Below are 18,212 nucleotides of genomic sequence, written 5' to 3'. Positions count from 1 at the left end.
CGCAAGTAAGCTCTTTTTAAGAGACAGGTTCCTCACTTGTTACCTGTTGTTTACGTGTTATCCATACTACAGCCGCACTAATGATAATCACTAAAAAAATGACAGACATCACGATAAGGAATCGTCTATGACCATGTACATACGGCATAATTCGATGCCAACGATGTCCTAAAGCCCGTCCAATTAACATAAATGTACCGCACCAAACAATAGATCCTATTCCAGCATAAAGGACATAAACCCGAAGTTTCAACTGATATACACCGGATAAATATGATGTCACCTGACGAATTCCAGGAATAAAATAACCGATCAATATACTCCAAGTACCGAACCGTGTAAACCAAGTCTCTGTTTGCTTCAAACGTTTCGGCGTGATCCATATCCATTTCCCATATTTATAAAGAAGAGGCTTGCCAATGACGCGTCCTAAAGTATAACTAAGCATCATTCCCGACAAGCTGCCCAATACAGCAACCATAAAAGTAATCCAGAATGTAAAATGACCTGAAGCCGTTAATCCACCAAATGTCATAACCAAAGTTTCATCAGGGACCGGAACACCCAGAAATCCTAATGAAAGTAAGCCAAACATAGCGAGATAACCGTACTGCGCGAGATAAGACATGACTTCATTCATCATATAAATCCACCTTTCCGGGAGCGGCAGCAACTCTGGAGGACAAGTTTGAGTCATGTCCTGTTCCCGGCTAACATACCTTGTACTATATATAGCACATCCGCCGGGGGGAAAACTATGAAAAATGCCGTAAAAGTTCTACAAATTTCTTTTACCTATATCGGCACCGTCGTCGGAGCCGGTTTTGCTACGGGTCAAGAGATACTCCAATTCTTTACGAAATACGGAAAATGGGGTGTTCTTACCATAATCCTAGCAACGATCCTATTCATCTGGCTGGGTACCAAAATGATGCTACTGGCCAACAAAATAAAAGCAACATCATATGAAGACTTAAATCGAAGCTTATTTGGAAATACCATCGGCCGTTGGCTCAGCTTGTTCACACTTATCGTTCTGATTGGAGTAAATAGTGTCATGCTAGCCGGAGCTGGATCGGTATTTACAGAACATCTTGGATTTTACTATCAAACTGGGCTTGTTGTCACCATAGTCAGTACTTATTTGTTACTTGGTAGAGGAATCAAAGGTGTGATGCAGCTCAACTCCATCGTGGTTCCAATGATGCTTATCCTGTCGCTCACGATTATTTTTAATACGATGGGATCACCCGACGCTGCTCACTTCGTCACTCTCACTACGGATAAGAGCTTTTTAGCCACATGGGCTTCCCCACTTATGTATACTGCTTTTAACCTTTCTATGGCCCAAGCTGTGCTTGTACCGATTGGGAGCCATACAAAAAGTCGCAAAGTTATCATCTGGGGAGGTGTGCTAGGTGGAGCTGGTGTCGGATTCATGCTTATGGCCGGTCATTTCGCCTTATCTGCTTATATGCCTGGAATCGTTCAGTACGAAATTCCAATGGGTAATATCGCCGAACAATTAGGTACCGCAGTTCAATTAATTTACATTTTACTTATTTTCATGGAAATCTTCAGTACGTTTGTCGCCGACATTTATGGAGTAACCTTACAACTCAAACAATATATTAACATTTCGCCCAAAATCATCTCGATATTTATTCTGCTTCTATGTTATTTGACCAGTCAGTTCGGCTTCAGCTCGCTGCTAGCGGTGTTATATCCAACCTTCGGATTGTTTAGTCTACTATGGGCAGTCATGCTAGCCGTATATAAGCCAAAAAAAACATAACAACCACTATAGATGTATAATCTCCGCAGTTGGGATGGTTGCCAGCACCTCATCTACAACGTGTTTGTGACACGTCATCATGATGACTTGATGTCTGCTGGACACACCTTTCAAGACGGATAACGCTCCTGCTAAACGAGAGGCATCGAAATTGACAAACAAGTCATCGAGTAGGATAGGGAGTTTTCCCTGTCCTGAAACAGCCTCTGAAAGTGCGAGCCTCATCGCTAGGTATAACTGTTCTGCACTTCCCCGACTTAGATAAGTACTTTCAATCGGTCCATGTTCACGATGTTCTGCCATAAGTTCCTGGCTACCCATTTTCAGAACAATCCTGCGATATACGCCACCTGTCATTTCTGCAAAATAGTCCGAAGCCAGCCTCAATACTTCAGGTTGTCGCTCTTCCTCATATATTCGCCGAACACGTGAGATCAATTCATTGCATACTGCCATTACGGCATATTTATCAATGCTCTCACTCAAAGCTGCCTTGTGCTCAGCAAATTGCTGGCTTAGATCCTCCTGCTTACCACGAGCCTCTAAACTTTCCTGCTCGTGTAGCAGCCTGCCACGTCTTTCCTGAAGGTTCTGCCAGTCCTTTTCTATATCAGCCGCTGTAATACGCGCTTCCTTCAAACAATGTTCAAGTTCCTCCTCAGAGAGGCTTCTTAACAATAGCTCCAGTTGTTCCTTCTTCTCATCTTCTAACCCACCGAACATAACAAGATCACATTGCCGAATCTCCTTCATTAGGATTTCACATTTAGCAGCATTTGCCCCAAGACGAAGGTAATCCTCCCCATCCTTGGCTTGAGCCTCCGCCAGTAAATGTTGCTCCATACTCATGACCCGGTTCAGTCGATCGTCATAACGCCCTCGTTCCTCTGCTAAAGGAGCCATTCGTATAAACAAGCTATCCCAGCGAGATTTCAAGGCTTGTTGGTTTTCTAGTTCCACTATTACTTTCTGTAGCTGTGAAACTGCAGTGTGTGCATTTGCTTGAGTAAATATATCTCCTCGAAGAGATAGGCAACTGGACTCAAACTCTTCATTTTCCTTCTGTAGCGCGCTTATTTTATGAGACAATCCCTCAAGTCGACTAAGCAACTCTCCACCCTGCTCCGTAAGACGGAAGATTTCCAAGGTAGCTTCTGGAGAATGGTCCCTTGGTAATTTACGCTCGAGTAACCAAGCTTCCCATTCCTGCGCTAGATCATCGAAAGCAGCTTCACGGCGAGATAATTCTCGCTCTAAGTCATGTAATTCATCCACCGCCGCTAGGACTCGTCCGCGGCAATTTAAACTTTCAGTCTCCAAAGATTCATGACGCTGATCCCATAGATACCAGCCTTCCATCATCTGACGCAGTTGTCGCTCTTCTTGCTCCCAATTCGGAACATCCTTAAGTGATGTATTCCCCACAGCTCGTCCTGCCGCAGACAAAGGATGCCGAATAAATGTAGTCAATAACTTATTTAGCCGTTCTTCCGCTGAGGTTGCGCTTCCGGAATTTCCAGTACTACCAGAACGCCGTGAAGAGGACCTACCGGAAGATTTATTACCTCTAAAGCCGATCCAAATAAATAGGTCCAACAATAGGAGAGTCCCACCGCCAATCACAGCATTCCAGATCGAGTGAGTTGTCAACCAAAGCCCTATAGGTAACACCACGGTCAAGGTCGCACTTCCACCAAGTAAACGGTAATACAACGAACGCATACGCTCCTGGACCATCACTTCCGCAGCCGTAGTCCTCGTTTCAAGCAGACTGGACATGGATAACTCGCGCCAGCGTTCTAGCTCAAGCTTTATCACACTCCATTGACTTCGAATCTCATTTCGATCTTGTGAAATAAGAACATCAAACTGACTCATTCCCAGAGCCTTGCTCTCTTCCATCCGCGAGACCGCAGCTGTGTATGTCGACTTTAGGGAAGTTACTTCTCGCTCCAATTTGAATCGTTCATTCTGCAGCCGCTCCATTTCCTTGTCGTACTCTGCAAAACGATTCACATATCGACGTACGGCTTCTCTTTCACTTACCGTACCCGTAAAGGACTGTAAATCCTCGTTATTCCATGCCGGATTAATGCTACGAAGACATTGACCAAGTTGGCCTCGAAGACTTAATGCCTCCGCCTCTAGTTCTGCTAGCTGACGAACCCTTGATTCATAACTTGGCAATCGAGTTGCCAATGAGTTTATTTCTCCCGCCCGGTCTAAGAGTTCTTGATCTATTGAAAGTGAGTCCATCTCCGATCGCAAGGCATCGTTACGCCTTACATTTTCTTTGATCTCTAGGAGTAATCGCTCCTTCTCCTCCTGCAGTGCTTCCCAGCGAATCAAACCTTGCTCCGGAAATTCTTGAAGGTGAGGTAGAGCCGTGAGCTCAGCTCGCAGTGCTTCACGTTTAAGCCAATGACTTCGTATCTCTACTGCCTGTTGAAGCTTACTTGTTTCTTTCCCACTTAGAGAGCGCTGCTCAGTGCACTTTGTCAGTCTGGACTCCACATCTTCCAATTCAACCAATACTTCGTTATACCTTGGCAATAATGATTTAATACCCTCGGCTTCTTGACGGATCCGCTCTAATGATTGCATCATCTGGGCAATTTCTTGATTACGGCCACGGGGCCTGTACAATTTATCCATCTCTTGTACTAGCTTCTTCTCCCCACGTAGAACCGTCGATCCGCCACCAATTCCCGCGTGAAATAAAAAACGACTCATCTCTTCAGATTGAAGTGCCGATACCTCCTGTAATTCACTAAGAGACACAGCAAACAACTGCTTGAACATTTCCTTAGACATGCCACCAAGCAGATCTCGCTGCATTTCCTCCTGCGTTAATTCACGAAGATGCCCTTCTTGATCACTCCTTGTGATCCGCAAGCGATCGCCCCTCGTTCCAGACAAGACCTTTCCATCCGCATGTCCAGCATATCGCTCTATACTCCAACGAGCCCCATCCTCGCCCATCACAGTCAACATCCCACCGTGTATGCCACCTTGCGTAGGCTCGTATCGTAAAGCGCCAGAAGCCCGGGTAGGAATGCCAAACAACATGGAACGAACGAAACCTAGAAGCGTACTCTTTCCCGCCTCATTTGGACCGTAGAGGACCGTCATAGGACTGTGCATTTCCACGTCAACGCCGTGCAGGTGTCCAAATCCACTCACCTGTAGCTTCTCCAGTCTCATTGACCTACACCTCCTCTAGGGTCCTCTTCTACCAATAGGGAGGAGGCTAACTCCTGTGCCCGCCTCAAAAGATCAAGTCGTTGCTGAGGTCCTTCCTCCTTCAATAAGCCTCGAAGAACAGAATTATCCATCAATGAGGTCATGGCTGAATCTACGATGGAACCTAGCAGTTCTTGCTCACCTTCAGCTTTTGCCACTAATCGGAATAATTCACCCAGAAAACTGTCCTCCTGAAGCAGTAAAGCTGTGTCGATATCCATGCCTGTAGCTACCTTGAAGCCTGCTACCCACACGATCGATCCCATATCGACTATTCCAGTCCCCTTCTCCTCAAGACGTTGGTTCTCCCGTCTCCTCAGTTCTTGGAGTAGTTCCCCGCTTTCCCGCCCCGATTGAAGAAGCTTATGAAGTGGCCCACGGCCCGTAAACACCATCCGAACAATCTGCAGTCTCCCGGTACCACTTCGTCTTAACTCTTGAAGCTTGTCTTCGACCGCATCTTTCCAGTCTTCTTCACTAATCAGACCTTCAATTGAAATCTCAATTTCATTCCATCTAACATAATCAAGCTCATGGAAAACAGGATGAGTGACCCCGTGCTCATCCACATCAACAACATAACATCCCTTGGGTCCGGTTTCTTTGAGACTTCTGCCTTGAATGTTACCAGGGTAAATAATCCACGGTGATTGGCTTAAAATCTGGCGTTTATGAATATGGCCTAGTGCCCAGTAATCGTAACCAGTGTTTGCAAGATCACGTAACGAGCAAGGGGAATAAGCATCATGCCCCTCTTGCCCGTCTACATTAGCATGCAATAGACCGATATGGTACAGCTTCGAATCCGAATCCCGGTGAAACTGGCGTGATGTATTCTCCATAACAGCTGCGGTAGGATAAGAAATTCCGCTCACAACCGCGACTGTCTGTCCGTCACTCCGACGTGAAGCATACGCACTCTCCATTTTCGCACCAAAAACAGTTACATGAGGTGGGTGAGCCAGGCGAAGACGCCTACTATTCAGTGGATCATGGTTCCCATGAATAAGAAAGACGGGAATTCCATGCTGCCCCAGCTTATCCCAAGCCTCTCGTAATCTAAGCTGTGCACGAAGTGAAGAGTCTGAAGCATCATAGATATCACCACTAATGACGATGAAATCGACTTCCTCGGATATGGCAAGGTCCACCAAGTCTCCTAATGCGGAAAAGGTGGAGCCCTGTAAATATTGGCGTAACCGCTCAGGCACTCCAGACATTCCTGAAAAAGGAGTATCCAGATGCAAATCAGCAGCGTGAATGAAGCGAAATGACGTCATATGGTCTCACTCTTTCATTATTTGTATTGCAAATACACTTTTTTCAATAGATATACAACGCGATTCAAGGAATAATGATTCTTAGCTTGATCTGAACCACTTCGCGCTAGTTCATAGCGAAAAGCCGGGTCCATGATCAACTTCTCAAGTGCGGTCGATAGGGCAAGTGGATCCTCAGGAGGAACAAGTAATCCATTGACCCCATCCTCAATCTGTTCCGCAATCCCCCCAATATCGGTACCTACCAGGGCCAGGCAACATAACGCTGCTTCTGCAAATACCGAACCAAACGCCTCTGCCCGAGATGGAAGCACAAATACATCAAAGAAAGGCATAAATTCTTCAGGATGCAGGGTATATCCATAAAAAATAGTCTCTTCATAGATACCTAAACTTTGTGCTAGTTCTTCTAGATCTCGGCGAATTGGTCCATCACCGATAATGTGCAACACATAAGCATGCCCCTGTGCCTTTAGCTCAGCACAAGCCTTCAGCAAAATATCGAGTCCTTTGGCAGGAACCAAGCGGCATACGGTTACAAGCTGAGTTACTTCATTTTCGTGTGGAACTGGCTTAAATCGCTTCTCATCGAAACCGTTTGGAATGACACTGATAGCTTCCGGATGATTCACATAAGGTGACAAATACTCCATAAAAGAACGAGAAGAGGTAAACATTCGGTCACATCGATGCTCGAGCTCCTTATAAATCGAGGTCAGAAACCGATGTTCCAATCCATTTTCCTCAATCCCCCCGTTCAAGATCAGCTCACGCTCGTAACTGGAGTGAACACTCATCATAACTGGAGTATTCGGGAAAACCTGCTTCATAACTAGCCCGGCTATTGGATGATGGGCATGAATGAGATCGAAGGGGCGCTGTAATCTTAACTTCGTCCACCATAGGTAATCTCGATAGGTTTGAATATATTTTTGCACAATAGGACTTTGTTCGTACTCATGCCAATCAAAGGTGTCAAATTCAACGAAGTCAGTTCCTTTGTTTCGAATACGTTTAGGCAGAGAGAACAATTCCATCTCCCAATGAGGAGGATTAAATCTGTCTTGCAAGTAAGGAATCATTGAAGATACGCCCCCGGGCTGTTCCGGAGGAAAAAATAACGCCTGTAACAGTTTCATAAGCGTTCTCCTTTGCACTCTCTTTCACTTTGGCACATTTTCGGCCTTCCTCTCCATTATGCCATAGGCAGGAAAGAACATCCATTCCCCTTTCACGATGATAAGATATTTAGTTCACCCAAATGAATTGAGCAATTTTGATGTTAGTTTACAATATGATTTTAGATTTAACATAAGGACTTCTGTACTATGGCAAATACCTGATTTTATTTATATAGTCAGGAGTCCATACCTAATTACTACACATACATACAATACCGTATCCCGTTAATCACGGGGAGAACAATCCAGAATGTGAGGGAGGAATAACAATGGGTGATTTTTTAGGGGCTGGCTTTACTTCCACAGGTGTCATTTTGGTTCTGTTCATCTTGCTCGTTATCGTATCCTGTGCCTGCGTTCGCATCTAAAGGCATGATCAGCACAAAAGCGGAAGGACCCTGCTAGAGGGTTCTTCCGCTTTTTGTATTAAGGCGCCTTGTAATCAAGTATTTGTATAAACTCTTGAAACTCAAAATGACCTAACCTACAAGCAGTATTTCTCTAATGCAGCTTTTACGCCTTCATCGTTATTAGACAATGTTACATCATTCGCTGCAGCCTTAACCTCAAGTGGTGAGTTTTCCATTGCGATACCTAGTCCGGCAAAAGTTAACATCGTCAAATCGTTAAAATAGTTCCCAATGGCCATAACTTTCTCAGCCGGAATTCCTCTTTTAGCTGCCAAATTCTGTAGCGCCGCACCTTTGGAAGCTTCTTTGTGCATCAAATCAATGAAAAAGTCGCCACTACGTAGCATATTGAACTCTTGGGACCAGAGGCTCCAATCCGCATAGACCTTATCCAGTTCCTCCATAGGAGCCGTTACCGTAAATTTAACGATAGGTTCACTGAAATCAGCCCAGCCAGGAAGCTCCTTTGGTTGTATCATAAATTTGCTATACAAATCCAAAGCTTCCTTACTCAATCCTGCAGCTCCCTGAACATAGAGTGCAAATGTTGTATTAACATCAAAATGGATATTGTTCTTGTGGCAATAATCAATATACATTTCCAATCCATGCGGATTTAGTGCAAATTCATTAACAACATTTAGGTTACGTGTATCAACCGTTGCTGCACCATTATGAGTGATGATATATCCTTCCAATCCAATCTGTTTCATTAGGGGAATCGTGCTGTCTGGCGCTCGGCCGGTACACAACACAATTTCTGTACCTTGCTCTGCGATCTTCCTGATGGTCTCTATCGTTCCTTGTGTCAACTCATGATGGTCGTTTATCAGCGTTCCGTCTACATCCAATGCAATCAGTTCGTATTTCATCTCTGTCTCCTATTCGTTATATATATATTGTTTCTCATCCCTCCCAAACCCTCCCTTACCATAAGGGAGGGCCCCAAGGGCTGCCGCCCTTTGGATACCCGCTTAGGTAACTTGAGAGGTAGAGAGGCGCTCCTGCTCGCTGTCCCCTTCGGGGATGCGCTATAAGTTGGTGCGTGGCACGCTATTCCCCCTTCGGGTACGTCTTACTTTTGGCTCACCCGGGTTACCATATAAACATGCTGGATAGTTCTGCTACTTTCGACTCACCCGGGTAGGCCCGTGCTACGAGCCGCTTGTCGTCCCTTCGGGACACGCTTTAATTATGTTCTCCTGCCATTATGGCACAGGGAGTTACTATTGTGGTTACACTGTTGTTGCCTGCTGTGAGTCGCTCTCCCCTGCGGGGATGCGCTTTACGTTAGCGCAGGTCTACTTACTACATACTTTTTCTGATTCGCGAGATTATTCGAGAGAGAATCATGATTGGGAGTGGTGATGAAGTAACGAAGAGGAAATTTGGAGCTGGAGAAGCGGACGCGTTCGCCTTTATCCTCAGATTTCATCCGCTTATCGCGGCATAGAATCAAGAAATCTGAGGATAACAGCGATCGAAGGCCCAAATTTTCTCGCAGTTACGACCTTTTCACCACACCACACTATTTCATTCTTTCTTATAATGTCGCAGCGAATCAAGCTCAGACTCAGTTAATTCGCGAAAAGCACCCAACGAAAGTGACTCGTCCAACGCTAGCGGGCCCATAGAAACTCGTTTCAAATAGATCACCTTGGAGCCTACGGCCTGAAACATCCGCTTAACTTGATGGAATTTACCTTCGGAAATGGTCAGTGAAATGCGGGACAACACACTCCCATCTTCCTGCAATAATCGCTCTAACACCTTTAATGAAGCTGGAAGCGTAACATATCCATCATCAAGCTCAACGCCTTGTTTGAATAGTTCTACTTCACGTTCACCAACATCACCAAGTACATCCGCTTCATAGGTTTTCGGAACATGTTTACGCGGGGAGAGTAAGTCATGTGCGAGTTGTCCATCATTCGTTAGTAACAATAAACCTTCAGTATCTTTGTCCAAACGACCTACCGGAAACGGTGAGAATACCCGGAGATTTTGCGGAAGTAAATCCAGCACGGTACGATCTCGCGAATCCTCAGTGGCAGAAATAACACCCGGTGGCTTGTGCAACATAATGTAAATAAACTCTCGATATACGACCGGTTCCCCGTCCACCTCAATAACATCATTATACGGGTTACTTTGTAATCCGCTATCTTTTACAACTATTCCATTGTGAAATATTCTACCTTGTTTGACCATCTTCTTAATATCAGCTCTTGATCCATAACCCAAATGGCCTAATATTTTATCAATTCGTAACGTTTGTTTACCTTGACCTTGACTCATTTACTAAGTCCACCTCCAGCCCGCAGGATATTCATTCTTGAGTATGCCGTCCAGCCACTTACCCCAGCCCAAGGAGTAGCCATCTACAGTAATCAGAACATATCCTTTGGGAGCGACATTCTCATGACAGTAAATACGGGAAGCTGGGATCTCTAACGTCTCTCCCTTTAAATAGCGGACCGCTTCTCCATTTTCAAGAGTCAAACGAAGTGTTCTTACCGCTTCTCCAGACCGTAATGCAGTTGCAAGCGGATGTCCTGGAGCGAACCTTCCGTTCTTAATCGTACCTACATACCACCCTGGGCGGACTGTTTTAAGACCTTGAAGACGCTCTTTAGAAACAGGGGATTGATAAATATGACCGCCAAATAACACCTTTTCTCCTAAAAAATCAACTCGCAGCTGTTCTTGGGCAAAATGATCCCAGATCGCCAGTAGTTCACGCTCATCCGGTTCTTTTACCCCATTATCCCTACGACTGCCACGCAGGCGATCCTTCTGTTTGGATGGACGCTCTGGTTTCGCCGGAATTGAATTGTTACTTTCTGCAACGTATAGCTCGTCTCCCAGATGGGCTTCCCCAATCCGTTCAAGAACAGCCAGGAAATGACCTTCACCATCAATGTGGTGTGGCCAGAGTCTCCCACAGCCAATCGTTTGAGCCGCTTTATCCGCTGAAAAATCTCTCTCGCCTTTTGTTTCTGTTACATGGCTCAACCAGTCGGGACGTCCAGGAGAGAATCCGGTGTTATGAGGGAGAGGAATAAGCTCAAAGTCATCATGCTCCTCCAAAAAATCCGCAATAATCGCCTCGTTCTCCTCCGGTGCAAAGGTGCACGTCGAGTATACGATTCTCCCGCCCTGCATCAACATTGTAGCTACCGTCTTCAAAATATCGCGCTGCATCTCGCTGTATTTAGTTGTCCAATCATTCTCCCACAGCCGCGCCATATCTTCATCCTTGCGAAACATGCCTTCACCCGAGCAAGGGGCATCGATCACAATTTTATTAAAAAAGTGCGGAAACGACTTTGCGATTCGTTCCGGTGTCTCATTCAATACAACCGCATTGCGGACACCGTAAAGTTCCAGATTTTTGGCGAGTGCCTTCGTCCGATCTCCACTAATATCATTTGTAACAAGTACACCTTGGCCCTGTAGTTTAGCCGCAATTTGCGTTGACTTACCACCAGGTGCGGCACAAAGATCAAGTACACGGTCCCCGGGATTTACGTCAAGCGCCTCAGCAGGCGCCATCGCACTAGGTTCCTGAATGTAATACAGACCCGCATGATAATAGGGATGCTTTCCGGGCTTGACCCCCTCTTCCACGTAGAAACCAGTCGGACACCAAGGAATTGGTCTTAAATTGAAAGGTGATATGGCTCGGAACGACTCCACATCAATTTTAAGTGTGTTGACTCTAATGCCTATATAGCGAGGATTATCATATGATGAGAGAAATGCCTCATATTCATCGCCAAGCAATTCTCTCATTCTTTGCAAAAAAGTTATTGGTAATTGAACCGCCATCGTTAACCATTCCATTCATGTCCGTATAAAAAAACAAATCTATTGTACCATATCCCCTCTAAGAAAATAAAAAAAAGAACCCGTCTTCGTAAAGATCGAAGATTCGGGTTCTCATTTAATTATTACGCTTATTTTGCTGCCTTAGTTCATGCTTGGCGCCCCGCTCTGGCCCCCGCCGCTGCGGAACGTTTGGAACAATGTCCAAAGACGTCCTCTCAAGTGAACGAAGTAGCTCCGCATCTACAATCTCAATCGTCAGATCATAGTAATCAAAAGGTTGATCGTGATAAGCTTCCAATGCTCTGGTATACACTTCAACCTCATCTCGCAGCTTACCCAGATTAATTCCTAGAATATCGGGAGGATATGCCGCAAGCCGTTCGGCTGCAGAGCGCAGCATCTTCACTCCACCGGTCACATTTCCGTTTCGGAAGTGGTATAGTCCCACTGCTACCTGGAGAAGTCCCTTATAGAGAGGATCTTTATTCTGTTCGAGCCAAAGCTCCTCTAATACCTCATGACACTCAAAATAATCGCGGTCACGGTTAAAATAAATTAGATAGGCCACAAACTGTGGCTTATAATTCATCTCCGGGTTCCTCTACCTTCTTCACTGCTTTGATCTGACTTTTCACTTTGACAAGCAGATCCTTAATCCCGTCCATGTCATGGTTTTCCCAAAGATCGTTAAATTGCCGCTGCGCTTCAATGGCCTCAGACACCAAATGATAGAAGTATAGCTTATGAATCGCAGCCAACAGTAAAGTAACGACATTGGAATCATCTTCAAAGCTCTTTTGTGCGATCAAAATTTCCTGACGGATGCTGGACATCTCGCTATCAAGCACAGCAGCAGCTTCTGCAGCTTTCTGTAGCCGTCTGCGCATTTCATCAGGCAAGCTCTCCCGATATTTATAATTAAGTGAATGTTCAATTGTAGCCCAGAAGTTCATCGCAAGTGTACGAATTTGGATCTCAGCCAACACAATTTTTTGACCAAGTGCAGTCTGAACTGGATATTCCACAATCATATGAAAACTGCGATAACCGCTCTCTTTGTAATTCGTAATATAATCTTTCTCAAAAAGAACCTTTAGATCCTTACGCATCCGTATATATTCCGCAACCCGGCGAATATCTTCGACGAATTGGCACATTATCCGAATTCCCGCAATATCTTCAATACCCGTTTCTAAATCTTCCATGGACACATTAAGTCGTTTAGCTTTGTCTAGAATACTCGATATCTTCTTAACCCGTCCGGTTACGAATTCAATCGGTGCGTATTCCTCACGTTTCTTAAGCTCTGATCTCATCGTTTTCAGTTTGACTTTCAATTCCTCAACGGCTTGATCATAGGGTAGCAAAAATGTTCCCCAATCCCTACTATCCATCTTGTCTGCCTCCTATCTTGTGTAACTCGGATTAACGATGATCGGCGCCCACCGCTTCCGAAATATGGGATAATCCATCCCTTCGCAAAAGCTCTTTCAGACCGCGATGTATTCTGCGATTAATTTCCGGACCTTCATAGATGAGCGCCGTGTAAATTTCGACCAGACTAGCTCCGGCGCGAATTTTCTCGTAAGCGTCCTCAGCCGTAAATATTCCACCCGATCCTATAATAGGTAGCTTACCTGAGGTTTGCCGATAGACACGTGAAATGACTTCCGTAGACCTGGCGCGTAGTGGTTTCCCACTGAGTCCACCCGTTTCTTTAGCGTGGCCGTGACTAATACCTTCTCGAGATATCGTTGTATTGGTAGCGATCAATCCAGAGACGCCACTTTTTGCAATCGTCTCAATCATAAATTCCAATTCTGCGTCATTAACATCCGGTGCGATTTTTACCAATACCGCTTTCGTCGAACCAGATAACGCAGCCTGCTTAGAAATCTCTTTCATTACAGCATCAAGTAATACAGCAAGTTCACTTCCATGCTGCAAATTACGCAAATCAGGCGTATTTGGTGAACTAATATTCACCACAAAGAAATCGGCATACGGATACAATACCGAAATGCATTGCTCATAATCACGATGTGCTTCCTCATTTGGCGTCATTTTATTCTTACCGATATTGACGGCGACCGGAATACGTCTTGATTTGAGCGCGGCCAGAGACTTTGCCATCTCATCAGCCCCAAGATTATTGAATCCCATTCGATTAATCAGTGCTTCATCAGGCGGTAAGCGAAACAACCGCGGTAAATCATTCCCAGGTTGACCCTTAGGAGTCACCGTACCTACTTCCATAAAGCCAAATCCAATAGCGGAGAAGCCATCTACCGCCACGGCGTTCTTATCCAAACCAGCGGCAAGACCTACTGGTGAAGGGAAATGGAGACCAAACAATTCACTAGATAGTTCTGCTGATTCTGGGACTCCATACATCCCGCTTAATAGACCAACACCACCTGGAATTTTTGAAGCTTTATGTAAACCATTAATTACAAGATGATGAGCTTTTTCTGGATCTAATTTGAAAAACAAAGGCTTTCCTAGATTTCGATACAACACGTATTCACTTCACTCCGTTCTTTCCTCATACTCTCTCTATACTATATCCAGTTTAGCGGTTTCTTCGTCAAAAGAAAAGATCAACGTGTAGGATCATGAAAAGTCATACAAGACTGTAGAATTTTGAAATGAAAGCCGTTACAATAGGAGTGTATATTCCTGAAAGATAAGAGAGGGGAATGGATTCATGTCTACCAAACGCAAACCACCGACACTTCAACAGAAGAAGGACGAAGTCAACAAAAAAGCGCTCATCTGGTCAATTTCTGTGATAGGAGCGCTCATTATTCTATTCGCTGTACTACTTATAGTATCCCAGACTTAATCAAGCCAATGATATGTCCGGTGGGGATTGCTCTGATCCTGTTTGTTCACTAAAGCAAAACGTTGCTTCGGTACAATCTCAAGATCACTAAGAATCCCCTTTCCTATCTTAACCTTCGTCCCCATAGGTAATAGATCAAACAACTCCTCTACATCCTGCTTATTCATCCGAATACAACCGAGTGATTCATCCTTCCCTATACTATTAGGCTCATTAGTCCCATGAATTGCATAATTCGTATCTGATAGTTGCATACCACGGCTACCGAAATCTCCATCATCGCGTCCATTTGGATTTACTACTTTCTCCGATATTTTGTATGTACCTTCTGGCGTTCGATCTCCACCCAGTCCAACGGGGTAACTTCTCAACATAACTGAGCCACTTACAACAGCCAAACGATGTTGATCTAGATCAATAATAACTTCCAAAGGTTCAGTAAAATAAGGACCTTCTCCTTCAGATAACTTCCCTTGTGATGCGGAAGACTTACCATTCGGAACTTTACCGTTGGAATTAACATCCTCGGTATTTTTTTCATCACCTTTACTATTTTGCAATAGACTCAGCAACGGTTTAAAAGACTGCTTCATCACTTCGTTATTTCCAGCAATCCAATTATTCGGAAATGGTTTGTTCAATTCACTGAGTTCAGTTGGCCATTGACCGCTTCGTTCCTTAAAATGTTTCATTGCGGAAGAGAGAACAACAAGAGACTCCTGACTCGAAATCCATTGTTTGGCAGCCTTTTGAAGCTTCGAAGTATCAGGTGGCGCACAGCGACAAGCTACTTGATCATAAGATTGGAGTGTTGTCTTGCCGCTTGCTTTATTTCGATCAATTCCATAGACGACCGGCATATCATCATTCCAAATGAACCAATTACCTGTGCGCCCCATTGCAAGCACTTGGATCGAAGAAACTCCACCTGTACTAGCATCAAGTAAACCTCCGAGAGCTTTCATCCGATCATCAGCAGATCCTGAATAACCTTTCGCCGTAAAAAAAGGTCCTATTTCAGATGAATCTGAGTTTGTTTGTTGTATCTCGTTACTTGAACCTGCTATATCGTTATCGTCCTGCTTTGGTTCCTCTTGATCAACCCAAATCGATTCAACTCCGGTACCTAACACTTGTTCACCAGGAGCATGAGCAGATGGCGTCCAAAGCAATAATGCGAAAAGGATGATTACCCCGATCTTCCTTACAAGCCGTCCCCGCTTCTCTGCACGATGTGATTCTTGAAGTAGCCCAGCTTTGTAGCCGTCCCACATCTCCTCCGTCACTTTACTTGATTCAAATGCTTCGTAGACGCTTCCCGCTTGCATATAACAATAGTGTGCCTTTCCTTCCTGCCCTGTCGCTTCATACTCCTTACCAAGCAAGTACCAAGCCATTTTATTCTTCGGGTGGTTCTCCACATATGTTTTGAGGTACGCCGAGTTTTTCATCGAAATCCTCCATAGATCATCAGATAGTTTCTTACCATTTATATCGGCATAAAAACCTGTGTTGCAAAGACCAACAATTCATGAATTTAAATTTGTGACTTATTACCTATCATGTTTGAGATCAAAAAATAAACCGTTACCTGTGTGTACAGATAACGGCTTATTTTCACAAATCATTAGATCCAGCTTCTTATTGTTACTGTTCTTAACCTTCTTTGTTGAATGGGCAATCCGCAATTTTGATAGAATCTGTCGGGCATCCATCAGCTGCATCTTGCAGATCATCGAATAGATCTTCAGGAATTTCAACATTACCTTTGTTAGCGTCATCATTGTAGATAACTTCAGCCAAACCTTCATCATCATAATCATAAATATCTGGTGCTGTTGCTCCACAAGCTCCACATGCAATACAAGTATCCTTTTCAACCCAAGTATATTTCGCCATAATTATCTTCCTCCTGATAATAAACGGTACAAGTCCCGTGCATTATTATTAACTACACCAATATAATATAAACTGTGAGCAATTTCAATTGATTCGGTAGATTATTCCATTGATAATAGTTATCATTCCTCTTGATTTTCTCGGATATCGACCTTTTGCAGTGAAGTCCCCCTAATTTTATGATTTCTTATCAGTGTAGATGGATCGTCACCTAGCATACCTGCTGTTAGGACAGCATCTTCTCCAAATTTATCTCGAAGCATATCCATCACCTTCGTAAGTGACTCCTTCTTCGGTTGTTTTTCATATTCAAATAGGTCCAGTTGTAAGGCCGCCTCTTCTTTAGGGAGAAGATTTTGCAGAGTAATCCCTAAAAGTCGAACCGGCTTCCCTCCGCGGAAATGACGACGGTACAAATCACAGGCCTCTCTGTATATTTCTTCTGCCGATTCGGTCACATTACCAAGTGTCTGAGAACGCGTAACTGTTACCATATCGGGAGTTCGAATCGTAATTTGGATCGTTTGCGCAACCAGATTTTGCCGACGAAGCCGACGAGCTACCTGATCGGCTATATTAAGCATTACACGTTGCACATCCTCCATATCACTGATATCACGAGGCATTGTTGTAGTATGTCCAATTGACTTGTTCTTATCTCGTTCCTCTACGACTGGTGAATCATCTAGTCCATTAGCAGCTTGTTTCATCCAATAGCCATTTACACCAAATCGCTCCACTAAGAGATGTTCATCTGCCGCTGCCAATTGCCCAATCGTATAGATTGATAAGCGTTTCAGCTTTTCCGCTGTCTTTTTACCTATACCAAACAAATCGCTACAAGGTTTATCCCATAGCAATGCTGGCACATCGCGGATCCTTAACACCGTAATCCCTCTAGGCTTCTTCATATCAGACGCCATTTTTGCCAATAGTTTATTAGGAGCAATCCCAATAGAGCAAGGCAGTCCCAATTCACTGGCGACCCTTGATTGTATAGCTTGAGCTATATCAAGAGGCGTCCCAAACTGTTTGGAACCCGTAATATCTAAGTAACATTCGTCTATAGACACTGCCTGCAAGAGAGGTGTATAACTATACGCAATAGCCATAAAAGCTTTGGAATATTTGCGATAGAGATGAAAGTCAGGCGAAATAACAATCAATTGCGGACATTTCTTAAGGCCCTGACTAACCGTCATCCCCGTGGAAATACCCATTCTCCGTGCGGTGTACGAGCACGTTACAATGACACCCTTACGAAGCTCTACACTTCCGGCAACCGCTGTTGGCTGATCCTTGTATTTCTCCGGTTCCTCCGCTTCGTGAACAGAACAATAGAAGGCATTCATATCAACATGAAGAACAACCCTACCCTTAGTGGGGTAATAATCCTCAATATTTTTCAAGTGTGCTCCCTCATTTTTCGTGGGTTACTGTTATTACGTGTTCAAAAAGTCAGCTTTTCAGCACCGAGAAGGTTGAATAAAGCTAGGGGCTGAGGAGCGGAGCTTCACGTTTTCGGAGAAAACGCCTTCGAAAGCATCTACTGGCAGAACCTACGTGAGCACCGGAAGCCCCGGCTGAATTCAAGATTCGATGTCGATTCTGCAGCATGATATACCTCGTGATCAAAAGATGACTTTTTGAACTACCACTATTAGTGTCAGCATACCTTTTTTAGAAGAATCGGGTCAACAGGTACGTATGCAAAATAATAAAAACCAT

General features: G+C 44.4%; 16 protein-coding genes. 3 read left to right on the top strand and 13 right to left on the bottom strand.

Annotated elements, in window-relative coordinates; translation table 11 throughout:
* Positions 1-16: 16 nt before the first annotated feature.
* Positions 17-643 carry a DedA family protein gene (locus IEW05_RS05310; RefSeq protein WP_188536523.1) on the bottom strand — a complete coding sequence of 209 codons (627 nt, stop codon included), beginning with the start codon at positions 641-643 and terminating at the stop codon, positions 17-19.
* Positions 644-757: 114 nt separating this feature from the next.
* On the opposite strand from IEW05_RS05310, the gene IEW05_RS05305 reads away from it, so the two are divergent.
* Entirely contained in the window at positions 758-1,795 is a 1,038-nt protein-coding gene (locus IEW05_RS05305; RefSeq protein WP_188536521.1) for a YkvI family membrane protein, read from the top strand.
* 6 nt (positions 1,796-1,801) lie between these two features.
* On the opposite strand, the gene IEW05_RS05300 is transcribed toward IEW05_RS05305, so the two are convergent.
* From IEW05_RS05300 to IEW05_RS05290, 3 genes are read right to left on the bottom strand one after another with little or no spacing between them, the layout of a single operon-like run.
* A complete protein-coding gene (locus IEW05_RS05300; RefSeq protein ID WP_188536519.1) occupies positions 1,802-4,999 on the bottom strand; it encodes an AAA family ATPase in 3,198 nt (1,065 codons plus the stop codon).
* Positions 4,996-6,318, bottom strand: a complete 1,323-nt coding sequence (locus IEW05_RS05295; RefSeq protein ID WP_188536517.1) for a metallophosphoesterase family protein — start codon at positions 6,316-6,318, stop codon at positions 4,996-4,998. Before IEW05_RS05295 ends, IEW05_RS05300 begins: the two co-directional genes overlap by 4 nt.
* A 17-nt stretch (positions 6,319-6,335) precedes the next feature.
* Positions 6,336-7,457, bottom strand: a complete 1,122-nt coding sequence (locus IEW05_RS05290) for a glycosyltransferase family 4 protein (protein ID WP_188536515.1) — start codon at positions 7,455-7,457, stop codon at positions 6,336-6,338.
* 311 nt (positions 7,458-7,768) lie between these two features.
* Here IEW05_RS05290 and IEW05_RS05285 point away from each other — a divergent pair, with 311 nt between their 5' ends.
* Positions 7,769-7,867: a sporulation protein YjcZ gene (locus IEW05_RS05285; RefSeq protein WP_188536513.1), complete on the top strand. Its 99-nt coding sequence runs from the start codon at positions 7,769-7,771 to the stop codon at positions 7,865-7,867.
* Positions 7,868-7,983: 116 nt separating this feature from the next.
* Here the strand turns inward: IEW05_RS05285 and IEW05_RS05280 are convergent, their stop codons facing one another.
* The 6 genes from IEW05_RS05280 to IEW05_RS05255 form a co-directional block, all read right to left on the bottom strand.
* Positions 7,984-8,781, bottom strand: coding sequence for a Cof-type HAD-IIB family hydrolase (locus IEW05_RS05280; protein WP_188536511.1), 798 nt, complete (start codon positions 8,779-8,781; stop codon positions 7,984-7,986).
* 661 nt (positions 8,782-9,442) lie between these two features.
* Positions 9,443-10,207 carry a pseudouridine synthase gene (locus IEW05_RS05275; RefSeq protein WP_188536509.1) on the bottom strand — a complete coding sequence of 255 codons (765 nt, stop codon included), beginning with the start codon at positions 10,205-10,207 and terminating at the stop codon, positions 9,443-9,445.
* 3 nt (positions 10,208-10,210) lie between these two features.
* On the bottom strand, positions 10,211-11,740 hold the full coding sequence (locus IEW05_RS05270; RefSeq protein ID WP_188536507.1) for an RsmB/NOP family class I SAM-dependent RNA methyltransferase: 1,530 nt from the start codon (positions 11,738-11,740) through the stop codon (positions 10,211-10,213).
* Positions 11,741-11,855: 115 nt separating this feature from the next.
* Positions 11,856-12,329, bottom strand: a complete 474-nt coding sequence (locus IEW05_RS05265; protein WP_188536505.1) for a DUF309 domain-containing protein — start codon at positions 12,327-12,329, stop codon at positions 11,856-11,858.
* Positions 12,319-13,134, bottom strand: coding sequence for a GTP diphosphokinase (yjbM, locus tag IEW05_RS05260; protein ID WP_188536503.1), 816 nt, complete (start codon positions 13,132-13,134; stop codon positions 12,319-12,321). The genes IEW05_RS05265 and yjbM overlap by 11 nt, the downstream gene beginning before the upstream one ends.
* A gap of 31 nt (positions 13,135-13,165) precedes the next feature.
* Positions 13,166-14,260 (bottom strand): quinone-dependent dihydroorotate dehydrogenase, encoded by a 1,095-nt coding sequence (locus IEW05_RS05255; protein ID WP_188536501.1) that lies wholly within the window; start codon positions 14,258-14,260, stop codon positions 13,166-13,168.
* A 187-nt stretch (positions 14,261-14,447) separates the two neighbouring features.
* On the opposite strand from IEW05_RS05255, the gene IEW05_RS05250 reads away from it, so the two are divergent.
* Positions 14,448-14,585, top strand: a complete 138-nt coding sequence (locus IEW05_RS05250) for a hypothetical protein (protein WP_188536499.1) — start codon at positions 14,448-14,450, stop codon at positions 14,583-14,585.
* Here IEW05_RS05250 and IEW05_RS05245 read toward each other — a convergent pair.
* The 3 genes from IEW05_RS05245 to IEW05_RS05235 form a co-directional block, all read right to left on the bottom strand.
* On the bottom strand, positions 14,582-16,036 hold the full coding sequence (locus IEW05_RS05245; RefSeq protein WP_188536496.1) for a L,D-transpeptidase: 1,455 nt from the start codon (positions 16,034-16,036) through the stop codon (positions 14,582-14,584). The genes IEW05_RS05250 and IEW05_RS05245 overlap by 4 nt on opposite strands.
* Before the next feature lie 205 nt (positions 16,037-16,241).
* A complete protein-coding gene (locus IEW05_RS05240) occupies positions 16,242-16,484 on the bottom strand; it encodes a ferredoxin (protein WP_188536494.1) in 243 nt (80 codons plus the stop codon).
* Positions 16,485-16,606: 122 nt separating this feature from the next.
* The gene (locus IEW05_RS05235; protein WP_188536492.1) at positions 16,607-17,893 is read right to left on the bottom strand and encodes a DNA polymerase IV; all 1,287 of its coding nucleotides are present in this window, start codon (positions 17,891-17,893) and stop codon (positions 16,607-16,609) included.
* Positions 17,894-18,212: the final 319 nt, after the last annotated feature.

The sequence above is a fragment of the Paenibacillus segetis genome (genome assembly GCF_014639155.1).
GTDB lineage: Bacteria > Bacillota > Bacilli > Paenibacillales > Paenibacillaceae > Fontibacillus > Fontibacillus segetis.
The sequence above is the reverse complement of the archived record's forward strand: the minus strand, read 5'-3'. Positions and strand labels throughout refer to the sequence as shown.

Bases quoted from the DNA above. Each gene is read 5' to 3' on its own strand.
- IEW05_RS05285 (WP_188536513.1), top strand. From the start codon at position 7,769: ATGGGTGATTTTTTAGGGGCTGGCTTTACTTCCACAGGTGTCATTTTG.
- IEW05_RS05275 (WP_188536509.1), bottom strand. From the start codon at position 10,207: ATGAGTCAAGGTCAAGGTAAACAAACGTTACGAATTGATAAAATATTA.
- IEW05_RS05290 (WP_188536515.1), bottom strand. From the start codon at position 7,457: ATGAAACTGTTACAGGCGTTATTTTTTCCTCCGGAACAGCCCGGGGGC.
- IEW05_RS05240 (WP_188536494.1), bottom strand. From the start codon at position 16,484: ATGGCGAAATATACTTGGGTTGAAAAGGATACTTGTATTGCATGTGGA.
- IEW05_RS05305 (WP_188536521.1), top strand. From the start codon at position 758: ATGAAAAATGCCGTAAAAGTTCTACAAATTTCTTTTACCTATATCGGC.
- IEW05_RS05265 (WP_188536505.1), bottom strand. From the start codon at position 12,329: ATGAATTATAAGCCACAGTTTGTGGCCTATCTAATTTATTTTAACCGT.
- IEW05_RS05245 (WP_188536496.1), bottom strand. From the start codon at position 16,036: ATGAAAAACTCGGCGTACCTCAAAACATATGTGGAGAACCACCCGAAG.
- IEW05_RS05250 (WP_188536499.1), top strand. From the start codon at position 14,448: ATGTCTACCAAACGCAAACCACCGACACTTCAACAGAAGAAGGACGAA.
- IEW05_RS05295 (WP_188536517.1), bottom strand. From the start codon at position 6,318: ATGACGTCATTTCGCTTCATTCACGCTGCTGATTTGCATCTGGATACT.
- IEW05_RS05310 (WP_188536523.1), bottom strand. From the start codon at position 643: ATGATGAATGAAGTCATGTCTTATCTCGCGCAGTACGGTTATCTCGCT.
- IEW05_RS05300 (WP_188536519.1), bottom strand. From the start codon at position 4,999: ATGAGACTGGAGAAGCTACAGGTGAGTGGATTTGGACACCTGCACGGC.
- yjbM (WP_188536503.1), bottom strand. From the start codon at position 13,134: ATGGATAGTAGGGATTGGGGAACATTTTTGCTACCCTATGATCAAGCC.
- IEW05_RS05280 (WP_188536511.1), bottom strand. From the start codon at position 8,781: ATGAAATACGAACTGATTGCATTGGATGTAGACGGAACGCTGATAAAC.
- IEW05_RS05270 (WP_188536507.1), bottom strand. From the start codon at position 11,740: ATGGCGGTTCAATTACCAATAACTTTTTTGCAAAGAATGAGAGAATTG.